This window comes from Microcoleus vaginatus PCC 9802 (genome assembly GCA_022701275.1).
GTDB classification, from domain to species: domain Bacteria; phylum Cyanobacteriota; class Cyanobacteriia; order Cyanobacteriales; family Microcoleaceae; genus Microcoleus; species Microcoleus vaginatus_A.
Window position 1 is genome coordinate 1568011 of record CP031740.1, and the last position, 13789, is coordinate 1581799.

The 13789-nt window shown below is 48.3% G+C and carries 8 protein-coding genes and 1 pseudogene; 4 read left to right on the plus strand and 5 right to left on the minus strand.

Translation table 11 applies throughout. From position 1 onward, the window contains the following. Window positions 1-208: 208 nt before the first annotated feature. The gene (locus tag D0A34_06515; protein UNU18572.1) at window positions 209-7189 is read right to left on the minus strand and encodes a translocation/assembly module TamB; all 6981 of its coding nucleotides are present in this window, start codon (window positions 7187-7189) and stop codon (window positions 209-211) included. A gap of 411 nt (window positions 7190-7600) precedes the next feature. On the opposite strand from D0A34_06515, the gene D0A34_06520 reads away from it, so the two are divergent. Then, the gene (locus tag D0A34_06520) at window positions 7601-7975 is read left to right on the plus strand and encodes a DUF3110 domain-containing protein (GenBank protein ID UNU18573.1); all 375 of its coding nucleotides are present in this window, start codon (window positions 7601-7603) and stop codon (window positions 7973-7975) included. 231 nt (window positions 7976-8206) lie between these two features. Next, entirely contained in the window at window positions 8207-9121 is a 915-nt protein-coding gene (murQ, locus tag D0A34_06525; protein ID UNU18574.1) for an N-acetylmuramic acid 6-phosphate etherase, read from the plus strand. 96 nt (window positions 9122-9217) lie between these two features. On the opposite strand, the pseudogene D0A34_06530 reads toward murQ, so the two are convergent. The 3 genes and pseudogenes from D0A34_06530 to D0A34_06540 all read right to left on the minus strand — a co-directional run bounded on the left by D0A34_06530 (window position 9218) and on the right by D0A34_06540 (window position 12390). Beyond that, a pseudogene (locus D0A34_06530) lies at window positions 9218-9748 on the minus strand (adenylate kinase). Window positions 9749-9920: 172 nt separating this feature from the next. Continuing rightward, window positions 9921-11207: an SCP-like extracellular gene (locus D0A34_06535; protein ID UNU18575.1), complete on the minus strand. Its 1287-nt coding sequence runs from the start codon at window positions 11205-11207 to the stop codon at window positions 9921-9923. A gap of 508 nt (window positions 11208-11715) precedes the next feature. Then, window positions 11716-12390, minus strand: a complete 675-nt coding sequence (locus D0A34_06540; GenBank protein UNU18576.1) for a HEAT repeat domain-containing protein — start codon at window positions 12388-12390, stop codon at window positions 11716-11718. A gap of 31 nt (window positions 12391-12421) precedes the next feature. Here D0A34_06540 and D0A34_06545 point away from each other — a divergent pair, with 31 nt between their 5' ends. Next, complete coding sequence (locus tag D0A34_06545; GenBank protein ID UNU18577.1) at window positions 12422-12607, plus strand: hypothetical protein; 186 nt, start codon at window positions 12422-12424, stop codon at window positions 12605-12607. Here D0A34_06545 and D0A34_06550 read toward each other — a convergent pair whose 3' ends face one another. Next, a complete protein-coding gene (locus tag D0A34_06550; protein ID UNU22200.1) occupies window positions 12608-13108 on the minus strand; it encodes a CBS domain-containing protein in 501 nt (166 codons plus the stop codon). 288 nt (window positions 13109-13396) lie between these two features. Between D0A34_06550 and D0A34_06555 the strand changes: the two genes are divergently transcribed. Continuing rightward, the gene (locus D0A34_06555; protein UNU18578.1) at window positions 13397-13723 is read left to right on the plus strand and encodes a (2Fe-2S) ferredoxin domain-containing protein; all 327 of its coding nucleotides are present in this window, start codon (window positions 13397-13399) and stop codon (window positions 13721-13723) included. Window positions 13724-13789 lie beyond the last annotated feature (66 nt).

The following is a 13789-nucleotide window of genomic DNA, read 5'->3' on the forward strand; positions in this document are numbered from 1 at the left end:
TTTGCTACAGTTCTTAATCTTATGCCAATTATTAAAAGTCGCCTCGCACCGCGCCGGACACGGCAATGCCGTTTCCCTACATAATTGGTATTATGTCGCTCGGGATATACGGTGGCATGGCAGAATATGCTATTGCTTCACTCCGCTGCCGGTGCCTTCGCGATAATTAATGGCTGATGACTGCTGACTGTTGGCTTTGGGCTGAAGCCTAAAACCTCAATTCATATTCAGCAGTGACGCGATTGTCTCCTTGAAAATTACTCGAACTTCTGAGTAAAATTTTATCGCTCAATCGATAACGCACAGTAAATTCTGTCGGTTGATTGGCTGACAAAACTCGAATGATTGATGCAGAAATATTGCGCGTGATGTCAAACCCAACTTCTAAACCTAAACCGAGAGAACCCGCACCAGAACTGGAACTAGCAGTTTGTGCTTCGTTGCCTCTAATCCGAGTGGGAAATAAGCGAAATTCGCTCAATCCTGTGGCGTTAGTAATCGCAGATTGAAGGTTGTTCAATAAACCCGCACCCGCTAAATTTGCGATCGCCAGCGTACTGTCTCCCTGTCCCAAAGTCTGCACGAAACTGCCGCCCAACAGCGCTACAATCTCTGTTTCCGATCGACTCGGAGAACTCCTCAACTCCAGACTTTCCGCCAATTGAGAAGCTCTTCCCTGCACTAACGCTTGAATTCGGACACTCCGCACATTGCCGAAACTTGTCGGTTCGTCTGCTATTTCAGAGGCTACAGATGTGCCGGGAGTGCGGAACCGCGTTACTTCCTGCACCGAAGTTGCTAATCTCACATCCAGCGTCGGATCGAGTCCTTGTCCTGGTACAAAGGTAGCTGTCTGCGCGTATCCTCGATCGAGTCTAAACTCTGTCGTAAACAAATTCACCGACCCGGAAGTCAACCGAATCGTACCCACAGGGCGAAGGTCATCTAAAGTTCCATTCACCGTCAAGCCCCCAGTGGCCTGAAAACTCAATATCGGCGCACTCGTTACCCGGATTCCCCGGCCCAAATTCAGCCGCAAATCGTTCAGTCCAACTTCAAAGGGAGGGGAAGTCGGAGTCGCACGAGAAGGAGAAACCTCAGTCGTCGGGGAAGCAGAAACCTCAGTCGCAGGGGAAGGGGAAGATGTCGAAGGAGAATCAGAAGCAGAAGAGGAAGAAGCTAACTCAGTTGTGCCGCCGCCGGGACTCCGGAGAAATACTTCGCCGTTGTACAGTTCAATATTACCTGTCAACTGCGGGCGCCTAGCCGTGCCCCTTGCTTGCACTTGACCGACTACGCCGCCGCGGTACAATCCTCTGAGGTTCAGTGCTAACTTGTCGAGATTCACAGCCAAAGGATTAGCCGCATCGACATCGCCCTCAGCAAAAGGCACAGACAGCGGAATCACGCCCTGGGCCACGACTTGTCCCTGACTCAACTGTCCCCGAATTCCTTCTACCCGAATACGATCGCCCTCAAAGCGCATCGTCCCAGTCAGCCCTGTCAGCGGTTCTGGGAAGGCGTTCGCCCGGACGGTTGCATTTTCAAAATTCGCAATTCCTTGCGCTACAGGATCTTGCAGCGTTCCTCCCACGCGAATTTGCACCTGGCCCTGACCGCTGACCCACGCAACTTGCGGAGTCAATACATTAATAATTGCTAAACCTTCATTTTGCAAATTCGCCCTCAAATCGATTTGATCGCTGTCGGCCTTCACCGCTGCAAACGGCAACTCAAAAGGCAAACTTCCCTGCACTTCAATCGGTTCGGTTTGAGTTACCAAAGCGCTGCCGCCAAAATTCAGGCGGGCATTGCTGTAACTGAAACTGCCGTCGGCTTGTTTAATCGGTTCTCCGTTTAGCGTACCGTCAACCAAACTCAATTCTCCGGTGGCTTGCGGGTTTTCCAAACTGCCGGCCAAATTCGCCCGCAAATTCAAATTTCCTGTGACATCCACAAAAGGCAATTCCACCAGTTCTGCTAACTCTTCCACCGGCACATTTTCTACCCGCAACTGCCCGGATTGAGCTTTTTGCCCGAGTTGTCCCGAAAAGCCGATCGCACTTTTGCCCGATCGAATTTCCAGAGGCAAAACAGTTAAAATCCCCTCCTGAAAACTGCCTTCAAGGCTGAACTTTTCGGCGACATATTCTCCCCACTGCCAGTTATCGCCTTTCACGTTAAATTGAGCTTGCACACCTGTTTGCAAAGAACCGGCGACAGCAATTTCCGCGCCAAAAGTGCCTTGCAATTGGGATAAGGGAGGCAATTTTTCTGATGCTTCCACGGCCTGCTGCTGCTGCAAAATTGTTTCAATTTCTGCCAAACGGCGCAACTGTTCAATTAGCGGGGCTTCTGGTTCTCCTACTGCTACAGTTTGCACGTCGGCGGCGCTAGCGTAAACCGGAGGTTTTAAGCCTCTAGCCAAGTCGCCTAAATTGAAATATTGCAAAGCGGCTAAAACCTGCTGTAAATTGCCTTGCTGGACGTTAACTTTGCCGGCAAATTGCGGGTTTGCGCCTGTTTGAACATTGCCAGAAATTAAGTATTGACCGCTGCCTTGGCGGAAAAGTCCGTTTGTGAGAGTGGCGCTGCCGTTAGCGTAGCTGAATTCGGCTTGGAAACTGTCACCTTTAATGTAGCCGATCGCCGGTTGGGCGATCGCAATTTGTCCGCTTGCTTGCAAAGTCGCCGGATTTAACGGCATTTTCCAACCGGGCACATTCACTTGTCCCGAAACCGTACCGGTTATCGGCCCCAAACCAGCCTCTTTCCCCGGTGCGAGATTCAAAGCAGCGAGGGGAAAATCGCTTAAATTAACTCGCAAAGTTTCTCCCTCAGTTTGGCCGCTAGCCACAGATTCCCCGCGTTGAATTAAGAAAGATGTCGGCAGAAAAGATGGATTTAAAGCTACTTGAATTTTGTCTTGGCGGCCGGCCAAACGCAAATCTACACTTTTGCCAGCATCGGCATTCACACTCCCCGCCAGTACCGGGTCAAAAGCGACTTGATTTACTGCTAAATCCCGCACTTCCACGTCGCCAACTAAGCTGAGTTCGGCGAGGGTTCCGGTGAGGCTGCCGATAAAATCTACATTGCCGCGCAGGGGCGGGTTTTGCTGTGAGGAATTTTTGTCCGCAATTGTAGACAAAAATCCTAGTTGTTCTGCTGGTAAGGCTTCCAGGTTAAAGTTGGCGACTTTGACATCCAAATCTAAGTTGGAAATTGAGGGCCCTCCTTGACCTTCGAGTTCGACGTTAACAAAGCCGTTTGCTGTCAAACCGGGAGTTGTGGCGTTCTCAATTTCCACCCGTTTGCCGTCCCAATTAAATACTGCCTCAAAAGGTTGTTTCAAAAACGGCACTTCCGAGATGCGGAAACTGCCGCCGGCGCGAACATTTTGTAGGGCCGGTGCCCCCGTGCCCGCCCCAATCGACCCGGATAAATTGATATTGCCGTTAAACAGTCCTCCAAGCTGGGGGAGATTTTGGGTACTGGAGACTACACCTCCGGTTTGCAAGCTTTGTCGCTGCGACTCAAAGGCTTGCTGGAAGCGACTTAGAGCAATTTGCTCGCCCTCGATTGACGCGCGCCAATTCCCGGATTCTGCGCGCCCTTTAGCATTGACTATTCCTCCGCCGTTGGCGAGTCGAATTTGTCCGTCGCCGTTGGCGGTGATGCCGTTGGCGGTTAAATTATCTACTGTTCCCAAAATGCGGACTTGGCCGTCGAGGGTTCCGTTAATTTCTGGCGGTAAATCCGCTGTCAGCAAACCTGTTTGTTTGAGGGTTTGTTCTAAATTACTGACGGCAATTCCGTCCGTTTCCAGCAATGCTTGCAAGTTGCCGTTTTCTAATTTGGCCGTAGTATCGATCGCCCCGAGTCGATCGACCACAATCACTCCTTCTCCGCTACCACTAATTCCCTTGGCTGTCAAGTTATCCAAACTTCCCGCTGCTTGGAATTCGCCGTTAACTCGGCCGTCAAATCCTTTAGGCAAAGTCGCCGTCATGGTCAACAGTTGGGTATTGCGGATTGTTTGTTCTAAGCGACTGAGAATAACTCGATCGGCATCGGCGAAAGCTTGCCAGCGTCTGCCTTCTAATTTACTTCTAAAAGCAAGAGTACCGTCCCCTATATTGAGTTTGCCGCTGCTGCTGACGCCTATGTCGGCGGCGGTTGAATTATCCAGACTGCCCCTGGCTTGAATTTGATTGGATATTTGTCCGTCAAGCGATTGGAGATTTTGGATTTTGGATTTTAAATTGTTGATATTGGCGACTGTTTGGGGATTGTCAGCAGCGAAAGCTAAGCCAACATCTAACAGCGGGAATCCTAAATCTCTTAAGCGGCTGATGGAAGTGCGATCTGTTTCTGCCGTTCCCTGCCAGTTTCCCGCTGCCAATTCTCCTTTTAAATTAACATTGCTGCCGGCAAGATTGAGTCTGCCGCTGCCACTGGCATTGATGCTGCTAGCCGTCAAATTGTCAAGACTTCCCGATGCTGTAAATTGACTCGATAGCAGTCCGTCAAGCGATTGGAGATTTTGGATTTTGGATTTTAGATTGTTGATATTGGCGACTGTTTGGGGATTGTCAGCAGCGAAAGCTAAGCCAACATCTAACAGCGGCAATCCTAAATCTCCTAAGCGCCTGATGGAAGTGCGATCGGTTTCTGCCGTTCCCTGCCACTTTCCCGCTACCAATTCTCCTTGTAAATTAACATTGCTGTCGGCAAGATTGAGTCTGCCGCTGCCGCTGGCATTGATGCTGCTAGCCGTCAAATTGTCAAGACTTCCCGATGCTGTAAATTGACTCGATAGGAGTCCGTCAATCGATTTGAGATTTTGGATTTTGGATTTGAGATTGTTGAGATTGGCTGATTGCTGATTTTCGGGATTGAATGCTGAAGCCGCATCTAAAATCGGCAGTGTCAAATCTACCAAGCGGCTGATGGAAGTGCGATCTGTTTCTGCTGTTGCTTGCCAGTTTCCCGCTACCAATTCTCCTTGTAAATTGACATTGCTGTCGGCAAAATAGAGCCTACCGTTGCTACTCAAATTGATTCCGCCAGCAGTCAAATCGTCAACATTTCCCGCAGCTTGAAATTTACCTGCTAGCTGTCCGTTTAAGGTTTTAAGATTTTGGATTTTAGCTTCTAGATTCTCCCGATTGGCTGGCGTTTCCCGTGCTAAGAACGGCAAGCCAATATCAATCAATTGATTGACAGCCACTTTTTCAGTGTTGCCAAAAACTTGCCAGTTGCCCGATTCTAGTTCGCCATTAACATCAACAATACTGTCAGCAATATTCAGCGTTCCTTGGCCCGCCGCAGCGATCGCATTTAAACTCAAATCGTCCAGAGTTCCTGCTGCTTCGACGGTTCCGCTGACCAAACCTGCTAGTTCAGGAGGGAAATTCAGCGCCGGTACGACTTGCTGCAAACGGTTAAGGGCCACGCGATCGCCCTCGATGATAGCTTGCCACTGACGGTCTTTTAGCGCAGCATCTACGTTAACAGAAGCGTCGCCAATTTTCACAACTGTATTTTGCAAATCTGCCGAATTCCTTGCGGCTCGAATGGAGCCCGCTGCGGGGAAAGTTCCTTGCGGTGCTTGCCATTGAACTCTAGCTTGAATGTTGTCTAACGGGCCGAAAATTTGAGCTTTTGCGGAGACATTGCCAATTGTAACAGTAGCAGGAATTGGGAGAGCGTAAAGTTGGGCAATCGCGTCTCCGGGTACATTTTCAGCTTGCAAGTCAAACACCAAACCCGATGGCGAATTCTTATTTTTTAAAGCAATATCAACTTCACCTTTGCCGCCAATTTTACCCCCCGCCGTCGGCACTACCAACATATCGCTCAAAGTCAAAGCTAAAGAGGAAAAAGGGGGAATAGAAGATTTAGAATTGGGAGTAGGGGTTTGAGCCATTCTCCCGCGTTCCAATTTGAAATTAGTGCTAATATTGTTTAATTGCAGTTGATCGACCGTAGTGGGTTTTGTCGAGGCGATCGCACCTGTGATCACCGGCAGATCAACGGTTCCAGTCAGCTTGACATCCGCCTTCACCTCCCCCGCCACAGCAACCGGCAATACTACTTTCTGCCCTAACTCTGTCTCCACCGCACGGACAACACTTGCAAAAGCCACTGGTTGCACGCTAGTTGTCAGATTGAAGCTAGCGTTCTCCAAATTAAAATTAGTTCCAGTTGCAACTGTTCCTGCTATTCTAAGCGGAATTAGACCGTAATTAGCCGCCAGACTATCGACAATCACATTAGTTCCCTGAAACCGCAACTGACCGCTGCTATTTTGTATGATTTGTTTCAGGGGAGCAATACTCGCTTGCACTCCTCCAAAACTAGCCGTTCCAGTAATTCCCGACACTTTATTCTCTCGCACTTGCACGGTCAAATTGCCATTAGCCAGACCTTTTTGTAAAGAAATGCCGGAAAGTCTTAGCAAGCGAGCCAGGTCGGGCAAAGGCAAATTTTGACCTTGCAACTGCAGGTTAGTTTGCGCTGCAGGCAACATAGAATCAGCTTTAAGTATAAAATTATCGCTATTCGTAAACTGACCGTTTACTTCGTAGAGAACGCGCTGATTTTGGTCGCGAAATAGAACACTACCATTTTTCAAATTTACAGAAATCGGAGCCGAAGTTTTCTGTCCTACTGTGGGACTCGGTACCAAAACGGCGACGGAATTTTCAGCTCGAAATGCTTCAACTTCAGTTTTAAATAAACCCGGAGATTTCTGCTCCGCAGTTGGAAGATTAACCCAGCGGCCTTTAGCATCCTGTTCGATATAAGCGCTGGCTTTAACTAAAGTAATATCTAATTTGAGATTGCGGGTGAACAGCAGTTGCAAAACCGAAAACTTTACTTTAACTGCTTCTGTAGAAACGTAATCCGGATCGGTAGGAGTTGCAGGTAAAGTCGATGGGCCAAACCGCAAACTTGTCAGAGAAAATCCCTCCAAACGTCCGAGTTGCACAGGCCGCTTCAGCAACTGACTGACTTCAGTTTCCACCAAAGGAGCTAACTTTTCCCGCACCCACTGGTATCCTAGCGCCGCCCCAACCAAGGCGAGAATGCCCAATCCCGTACCGCTAAGCAGCACCAGACGCCACCAGCGGCGGTGGGGGCGGGGTGCGAGTTGATTTGTGTCCTTGTCCGAGTTAGTCATGGGTGTTTCTCAAAGCTTGTGAGAATTCAGGAATTGAGGAAATGAGCAGGTTTTAGACTGGTATAATTTCTATCATTCGCCAGGGTGCCTTCTGCCTTTGGTAGACTCAGAAGTGAGGGCCGAAGTGCCGATCGCGCGTTAGCGAAGCCCTCGCAGAGGATTGAATTTCAAGATTCACGCCCCCCACTGCGGGGCAGAGTCCAATAACCTTTACCAAACTTAATAAAAACACGCACCACGACCTAACACCAAGTATTCTAACTCCCCAAAATCCTCTCGATCCCCGCGCATGCAAGATCGGGAGTCAATTCTAAAATCTAAAATCTAAAATCTAAAATTAAAAATCGACTGCTCGGTGGCCCGATCGCTCCTAAGATAAAAAAACGGTGGTTAAGAAGGTCTTTAAAACTTATGCGAGTGTTCGTCTTACTCTTCAATGCCCGCACCGAGAATGAGGGAATTCATACCATTCAACTCGGCGATCGCAATAAAGTTCTGATGTTTGAGTCAGAAGACGACGCCACCCGCTTTGGCGTGATGTTGGAAGCTCAGGATTTTCCCGAACCCGCTGTCGAGGCGATCGACGATGAGGAAATTAAGGAGTTCTGCGATAGTGTTGATTATGATTGGGAACTGGTGCCGGCCGGGGCACTGGCGATCCCGCCAGAAGACAATGTAACACAGACTCAGTGGCAGCCCGAGCTAGAGCCGGAGTCGGAGCCGGATTCTGACGTTTCCCAAAACGAACTGGATTCTATTCGCCGCCGACTCGAAGGACTTTTGTAATAAGAAGGAAGTTCGGCAACGGATTCGCTTTCTTCGGATGTAACGGATGGATCTTGAGGTTCGAGGGAAAAAGGAAGAAAGAAGAGGGAAGAAGCATAAATTTGATATCTTCCAGCGTGCTCAATCAAGGGCTCCATTTGTAGATACAGGGTTGCAGGCTCAACCTGTTACTCTGTATGTCTCCGGACTTCGCTTGAAGGCCGACAACTGACAATTAACAACTGACAAAAAATGAAGAATTTGGAAGAACGGGGGCATCTGCTGACGGAACAGGTGAATGCCAACAGCGAGAATTTAGACCAACTTAGTTCGATCGAATTAGTGGACTTGTTCAACCGGGAAGACGCCCAAACCTTAAGCGCGATCGCCCGCGCCCGCGAAGAGTTAGCCCGAGCGATCGACATTGCAGCCGAGTCTCTGCGTCAAGGAGGTCGCCTGTTTTACGTCGGTGCGGGTACTTCCGGGCGCTTGGGGGTGCTGGATGCGGCCGAGTGTCCCCCCACCTTCTGCACGCCGCCAGAACTCGTACAGGGCATAATTGCCGGGGGTGCGGGGGCTTTGGTGCGGAGTTCGGAGGATTTGGAGGATCGGGCTGAGGATGGGGCTGAGGCGATCGCCCACCGTCACATTACCAACTTAGATGTGGTTGTCGGGATTACGGCTGGAGGTACGACGCCGTTTGTCGCGGGCGCTTTGCAGGCGGCACGCCAGCGGGGGGCGAAAACTGTGTTTATGGCCTGCGTACCCGTCGAACAAGTGAATTTTGAGGCTGATGTTGATATTCGGTTGTTGGTTGGCCCGGAGGTAGTGGCGGGTTCGACGCGCTTGAAAGCCGGTACAGTAACCAAAATGGCTTTAAATATCATTTCGACTGGGGTAATGGTGAAGCTGGGGAAGGTTTACGGCAATCGGATGGTTGACGTGGCGGTTACTAATAAGAAATTGCGCGATCGGGCTGTGCGGATGTTGCAGGATTTGACTGATTTGAACCGGGATGAGGCGGGTTTTTTGCTCGAAAAAAGTGGCAAGTCGGTTAAATTAGCTTTGATGATGCACTGGACTAATTTGGAGAAGGAAGAGTGCGATCGAATTTTGGGAGAATTTCAAGGAAATTTGCGATCGGCTGTGGCATCAATTAGTCCTTAGTCAGTCATTAGTCATTAGACCTCTCCACAAAAAATCTCAAACCCTGGCACTGTCTGGGCCACAACTTAATTTCTGGAGAGGTCTATTAGTCATTAGTCATTTATTATGAGTCATTTGAAATATAGATTCAAAAAATTGTGAAATCTCTTCAGTAGATCTGATGTGATAAACACTTTTGGTATTTTGAGCGCGATCGACATACTCGCGATATCTGGGAGCCAAATACTTGTGACACAACCAAAGAACACGGTAACTATGAATTGAACTCTTCAAGATAGGACTCTTTTCCGGCAAGCCTTCTGGCGGTATAAACTTACCTGTAGTCAGCCGTTTAGTCACCCATCAAAAATGCACGTATAGGGGCAGAGCGACAAAAACCCGACTATCCGCCTCGTTGAGTCGAAGCCAGACGGTTTCCATACAACCAAACCCGTCAATAATCCATCGGTCAGTAGCCAAAATTTTCTCATGGGTATGCTTATATTCTTCATAGGGAACCTCAGCGCCCCCAGATTGATATTTAATCTTATCCAAGACGTGAAGTGGCAAACCAGTGATGTCTGATAATCTCTTGCTGAGAGTTGATTTACCCCCTCCAGCGTTGCCCAACATGGCTACTTTTTTCATACTTACTCTTCTTAGTAATGATGCAAATTGTAGCAATACTATGAAGAATTGATATAACAGCCCATATCTCAAAACATCCAGGCTGATTCTCCTATCAAAATTAAACCTAAAGCGGTCTTGTTTTTAGATTCCCGGCTTCTTGGAGAAGTCGGGAATCTCGATCGGCTGTTTTTTAAGCGTTAACAAAAACAGAAGATGTAAGTTGACTTTGACTTACACCCTGCACGATTCCCAAATAATTACTGCCAGCCTTAATCGCTGTAGAAGCGACGCTTGCACCTCCATCCAACTGCAAACTCACAGATTCAAAAGTCAAGTTGGCAAATCCGATACCGTCAGTCAAACCAATTTTATCCCCAGCCCCAAAATCGACGATTACATCTGCACTTATTAAAGTAGTCGCCGCAGACAAACCTCCTGCTAAGATAAACGTATCATCTCCAGCACCGCCCGTCAGAAGATCTTGCCCGCGATCGCCCGCCAACAACTCGTCGCCGTTACCGCCAATCAAGACATCATCTTCTTTGCCGCCGCGAATAGTATTGTTACCGTCAGATCCGATTAGTTGATCGTTATCGTTGTTGCCGCTGATAAAATCATTGCCAACACCGCCCTCAATTGAATCCGACTCTTTGCCGCCCGATAAGCTGTCATTGCCGCCTGCGCCATTAATTGTATCGGCACCTTGCATTCCATTAATGCTATCAACACCTTCTCCCCCGGTAATATTGTCTTTGCCGGAAAGGGCAAAAATTGGCAATCCCGCAGCATTTGTCGGTATTTGACTATCGGCACTATCTGATAGGAAATAATTGCCGTCGCTGGCTGTATTTTTGGCTGCTGTCGTCGGGCTGCCGTCCCCTATAGCATTGGGTATGGGCGAAGTAATCGATACCGATGTGTTGGGAGTGGGTGTGGGAGTTGGTGTGGGTGTCGGTGTCGGTGCGGGATTAACACTACCGTCAAGAGAAGTCGCAAAAACTTGCGTCCAATAGTGATTCCAATTTTCTGTGCCCGTATCGTCGGCTAAGAAATAGTAACCAATCCCAATCTCTTTGAGATTCGGGTTAAGAATGTTAGCGCGGTGCCCGCTGCTGTTCATCCATGATGATACAACTTGTTCGGGTGTAGAAGAGCCCGCAGCGATGTTTTCTGCTGCCGCTGAGAATTGATAGCCCGTTGCACTAATCCGACTTCCTAATGACGAACCATCTTTTCCGGTATGCGAAAAGAAGTCTTGCAGGGCCATGTTTTGGCTGTGATTTTCCGCCGCAGTTAGTAACTGAGTATTGAAGGTTAGCGGGGACAAACTCAATTTGCTGCGTTCGATGTTGGTAAGTTCTAAAACTCTATTAATAAAGTTTTGATTGGTTGGGCTTGGTGCGATTTGAGAGCTCGATCGCTCTCCTGTTAAAATGTCCAACGACTGAGAACCGGAATTTTGTAGTTGTTCAAGCATGGGGATGATCAACAGTTTTAAGACTTGGTTTTGCTGGTAGATTGCTTACCGTCTTAACGATAGTTTCCCCGATCGCTAGCTGGCTGGGCACAATTCAATAATTGTGTTAATCTCTGCCACTGCTCCATTTATTCTAATTATAGCTGTTGTCAAAGTGTGGATGTCAAGATCCCGGCTCTGGTTGGGAAAGGGAAGAGTACGCTCGAATTTAAGGAGAGTTTCAATGGAATTTGCGATCGCCCGTCGTATCAATACAATTTTAGATTTTAGATTTTAGATTTTTCCTGATTAGTAAGGTTTGCGCTACGCAACCAGCCCGCTGGCTGGCTGGCTAGAAACCCGGTTTCTACAAGTTTTGCAGACAGGAACAAGAAATATAGGAAGAAACCGGGTTTCTGAATTATGTGTGCGATCGCGAACAGAGTTGTTACTAGAATCCGCACAAAAAATTCTAAATGAATTCAAAATTTACAACCGCGCAGGGTTGTTCGCGATCGCCAAAGCAATCTCAAGATTTCAAACTATTTTCTTGTCCGGCTTTAGCCTCCTGAGCAACTTGTTCAACCTCATCTTTGGCGAGAATTTCCAAAGCCGCCTCTGCTTCTTTACCGCCCAACCGCCCGAGAGCTTGGGCGACTCTGTAACGGATTTGCCAATCTGCATTGGAAGCGTAGGGAAGCAGCAGCGGCAGCGCCCGTTTATCTCCCAATTCACCTAAGGCGCTGATCGCAATGGTTTGGATCAATTCGTTTTCAGAAGTCAGGGCATTTTCTAACATGGGAAAGGCTTTCGGATCTCCCATTTCTCCCAAAGCAGCAACGATGCTCATTTGCACCAGCCATTCAGAGGTGCTGCTATAAACTTTCTGCAAATCTTCTAAAGCATCTGTTAATTTCAATGCGCCCAAAGCATCGGCTGCTGCTGCTTGCACATCCGGTTCGGGGTCGTTGTTCAGGCTGTGGAGCAGTACCTCTAAAGCGTTCGGCAGATTCTGCGTGCCGAGGGTTGATATCTGGCTGACTGCTGCGTAGCGAACGCGGACATTTTTGTCGCCGATCGCCATTTGAATCAGTTTATAGGCAATCGCCGGTTCTAGTTGCCGCAGTTGGTTGACTGCTCGCAGTCTTTCGCCAAAATCCTCGGAATTCAGCAATTGTTCGACAGACTCAGGGGTAATGCTCATTCGATTTTAAATTTGATAATTGGTAATTGGGATGAAGGAAGAAGGAAGAGGCAAGAGGGAAGAAGGAAGAGGGAAGAAGAAGCAAGAACGAAAAAAATTCTCTGCGTCTCTTCGTGACTTCCGTGTCGTGAATCTAGATAATAATTGCCAAAAGTCAGCGAGATGGAAAGAGCGATCGACTCATTTTCTCAAACAGTCTTGGAACTGCAACAGTTAATTAAGATTCGGCAGCCATCGATCGGATAATATCTCCCCTAGTGAGGATGCCGATTACTTTGCCCGCAGAATCGACCACTGGCAATCGGTGGATGCTGCGATCGTGCATCAGTTTGGCAGCTTCTTGGACAGATTTGTCGGGCCCGATGGTAATTGGTTCTTTACTCATCGCTTCTCCTACTGTTTGTCCTAAAGCCTTGTGCAGATCTCGCTCGTAACGAGATGGATTTTCCAAATAAATCACGCTGTCGAGCACCATGATGTAAGCGGGCGGAGTTACGCCGGTTTCCCGCCACATCAAGTCGGTTTCGGAGATGACTCCTACCAACAAGTCATTCTCATCTACGACGGGAAGACCGCTAATGCGTCGATTGGCTAAAATTTTAATCGCTTCGTTCAAGGGCATTTCGGGTCGCGCCAAGATGGGCTCGCGGCTCATCACATCGGCTACTGTTTTTGGCATGATTAGCGGTTGATTGAGTTGTTGCTCTAAATCGATCATATCGGGAAAGCGCGGCACAGACTGAAGAAAGGCAGATCTGCGGAAGGGATTCGTTAGAAGGTAGAAAGAAGGAAAAATTTTGAAGGGCAGAATTTTGCTTTGTTTGTCGATCACACTGTAAAACTTTGCCGTTTGCCTCCCTCCGGCGAGCGATCTGCCTGACAAAATTGTTAAGATATCTTAAATAGTCGATATAGCAACCGCGCCCGACGATTAAGAGGTTCTTAATTGCTCAAACCCTTGCTTTTATTGCTTCTCCGTTCTTCCTTCTGCTATAAATCCTTACTAATGCCAGAATCTCCAGCCCGAGAACCAGACTCCCAAGCAGAAGCGCGCTGTGTATTGGTTTGCCAGTATCAATCTTGCCTAAAAAATGGTTCAGCAGCAGTGCTAGCTGCTTTTGAAGCCCAACAAGTTGCAGGGGTGAAAGTGGAGGCCTGTAGTTGTCAGGGACAATGCACTACTGGCCCGACTGTACGAGTTACCCCGGACGAAATTTGGTATTGTCGAGTTAAACCGAGTGATGTACCGTTAATTGTGGAAGAGCACCTCAAAGAGGGAAAACCTCTAGAGGCGCTGTTCAATCCGAGAATTCATGCGCGTTATTATTATTAATATTGACTTGATTCGGTGAAACTTCCAAGCTCGGGCGCATCTAATTTTAATAGTTATTGTTAAGGA

Excerpts from the sequence above, each read along its gene's own strand:
- D0A34_06515 (UNU18572.1), bottom strand. The coding sequence starts at position 7,189 with ATGACTAACTCGGACAAGGACACAAATCAACTCGCACCCCGCCCCCAC.
- D0A34_06520 (UNU18573.1), top strand. The coding sequence starts at position 7,601 with ATGCGAGTGTTCGTCTTACTCTTCAATGCCCGCACCGAGAATGAGGGA.
- murQ (UNU18574.1), top strand. The coding sequence starts at position 8,207 with ATGAAGAATTTGGAAGAACGGGGGCATCTGCTGACGGAACAGGTGAAT.
- D0A34_06535 (UNU18575.1), bottom strand. The coding sequence starts at position 11,207 with ATGCTTGAACAACTACAAAATTCCGGTTCTCAGTCGTTGGACATTTTA.
- D0A34_06540 (UNU18576.1), bottom strand. The coding sequence starts at position 12,390 with ATGAGCATTACCCCTGAGTCTGTCGAACAATTGCTGAATTCCGAGGAT.
- D0A34_06545 (UNU18577.1), top strand. The coding sequence starts at position 12,422 with ATGAAGGAAGAAGGAAGAGGCAAGAGGGAAGAAGGAAGAGGGAAGAAG.
- D0A34_06550 (UNU22200.1), bottom strand. The coding sequence starts at position 13,108 with ATGATCGATTTAGAGCAACAACTCAATCAACCGCTAATCATGCCAAAA.
- D0A34_06555 (UNU18578.1), top strand. The coding sequence starts at position 13,397 with ATGCCAGAATCTCCAGCCCGAGAACCAGACTCCCAAGCAGAAGCGCGC.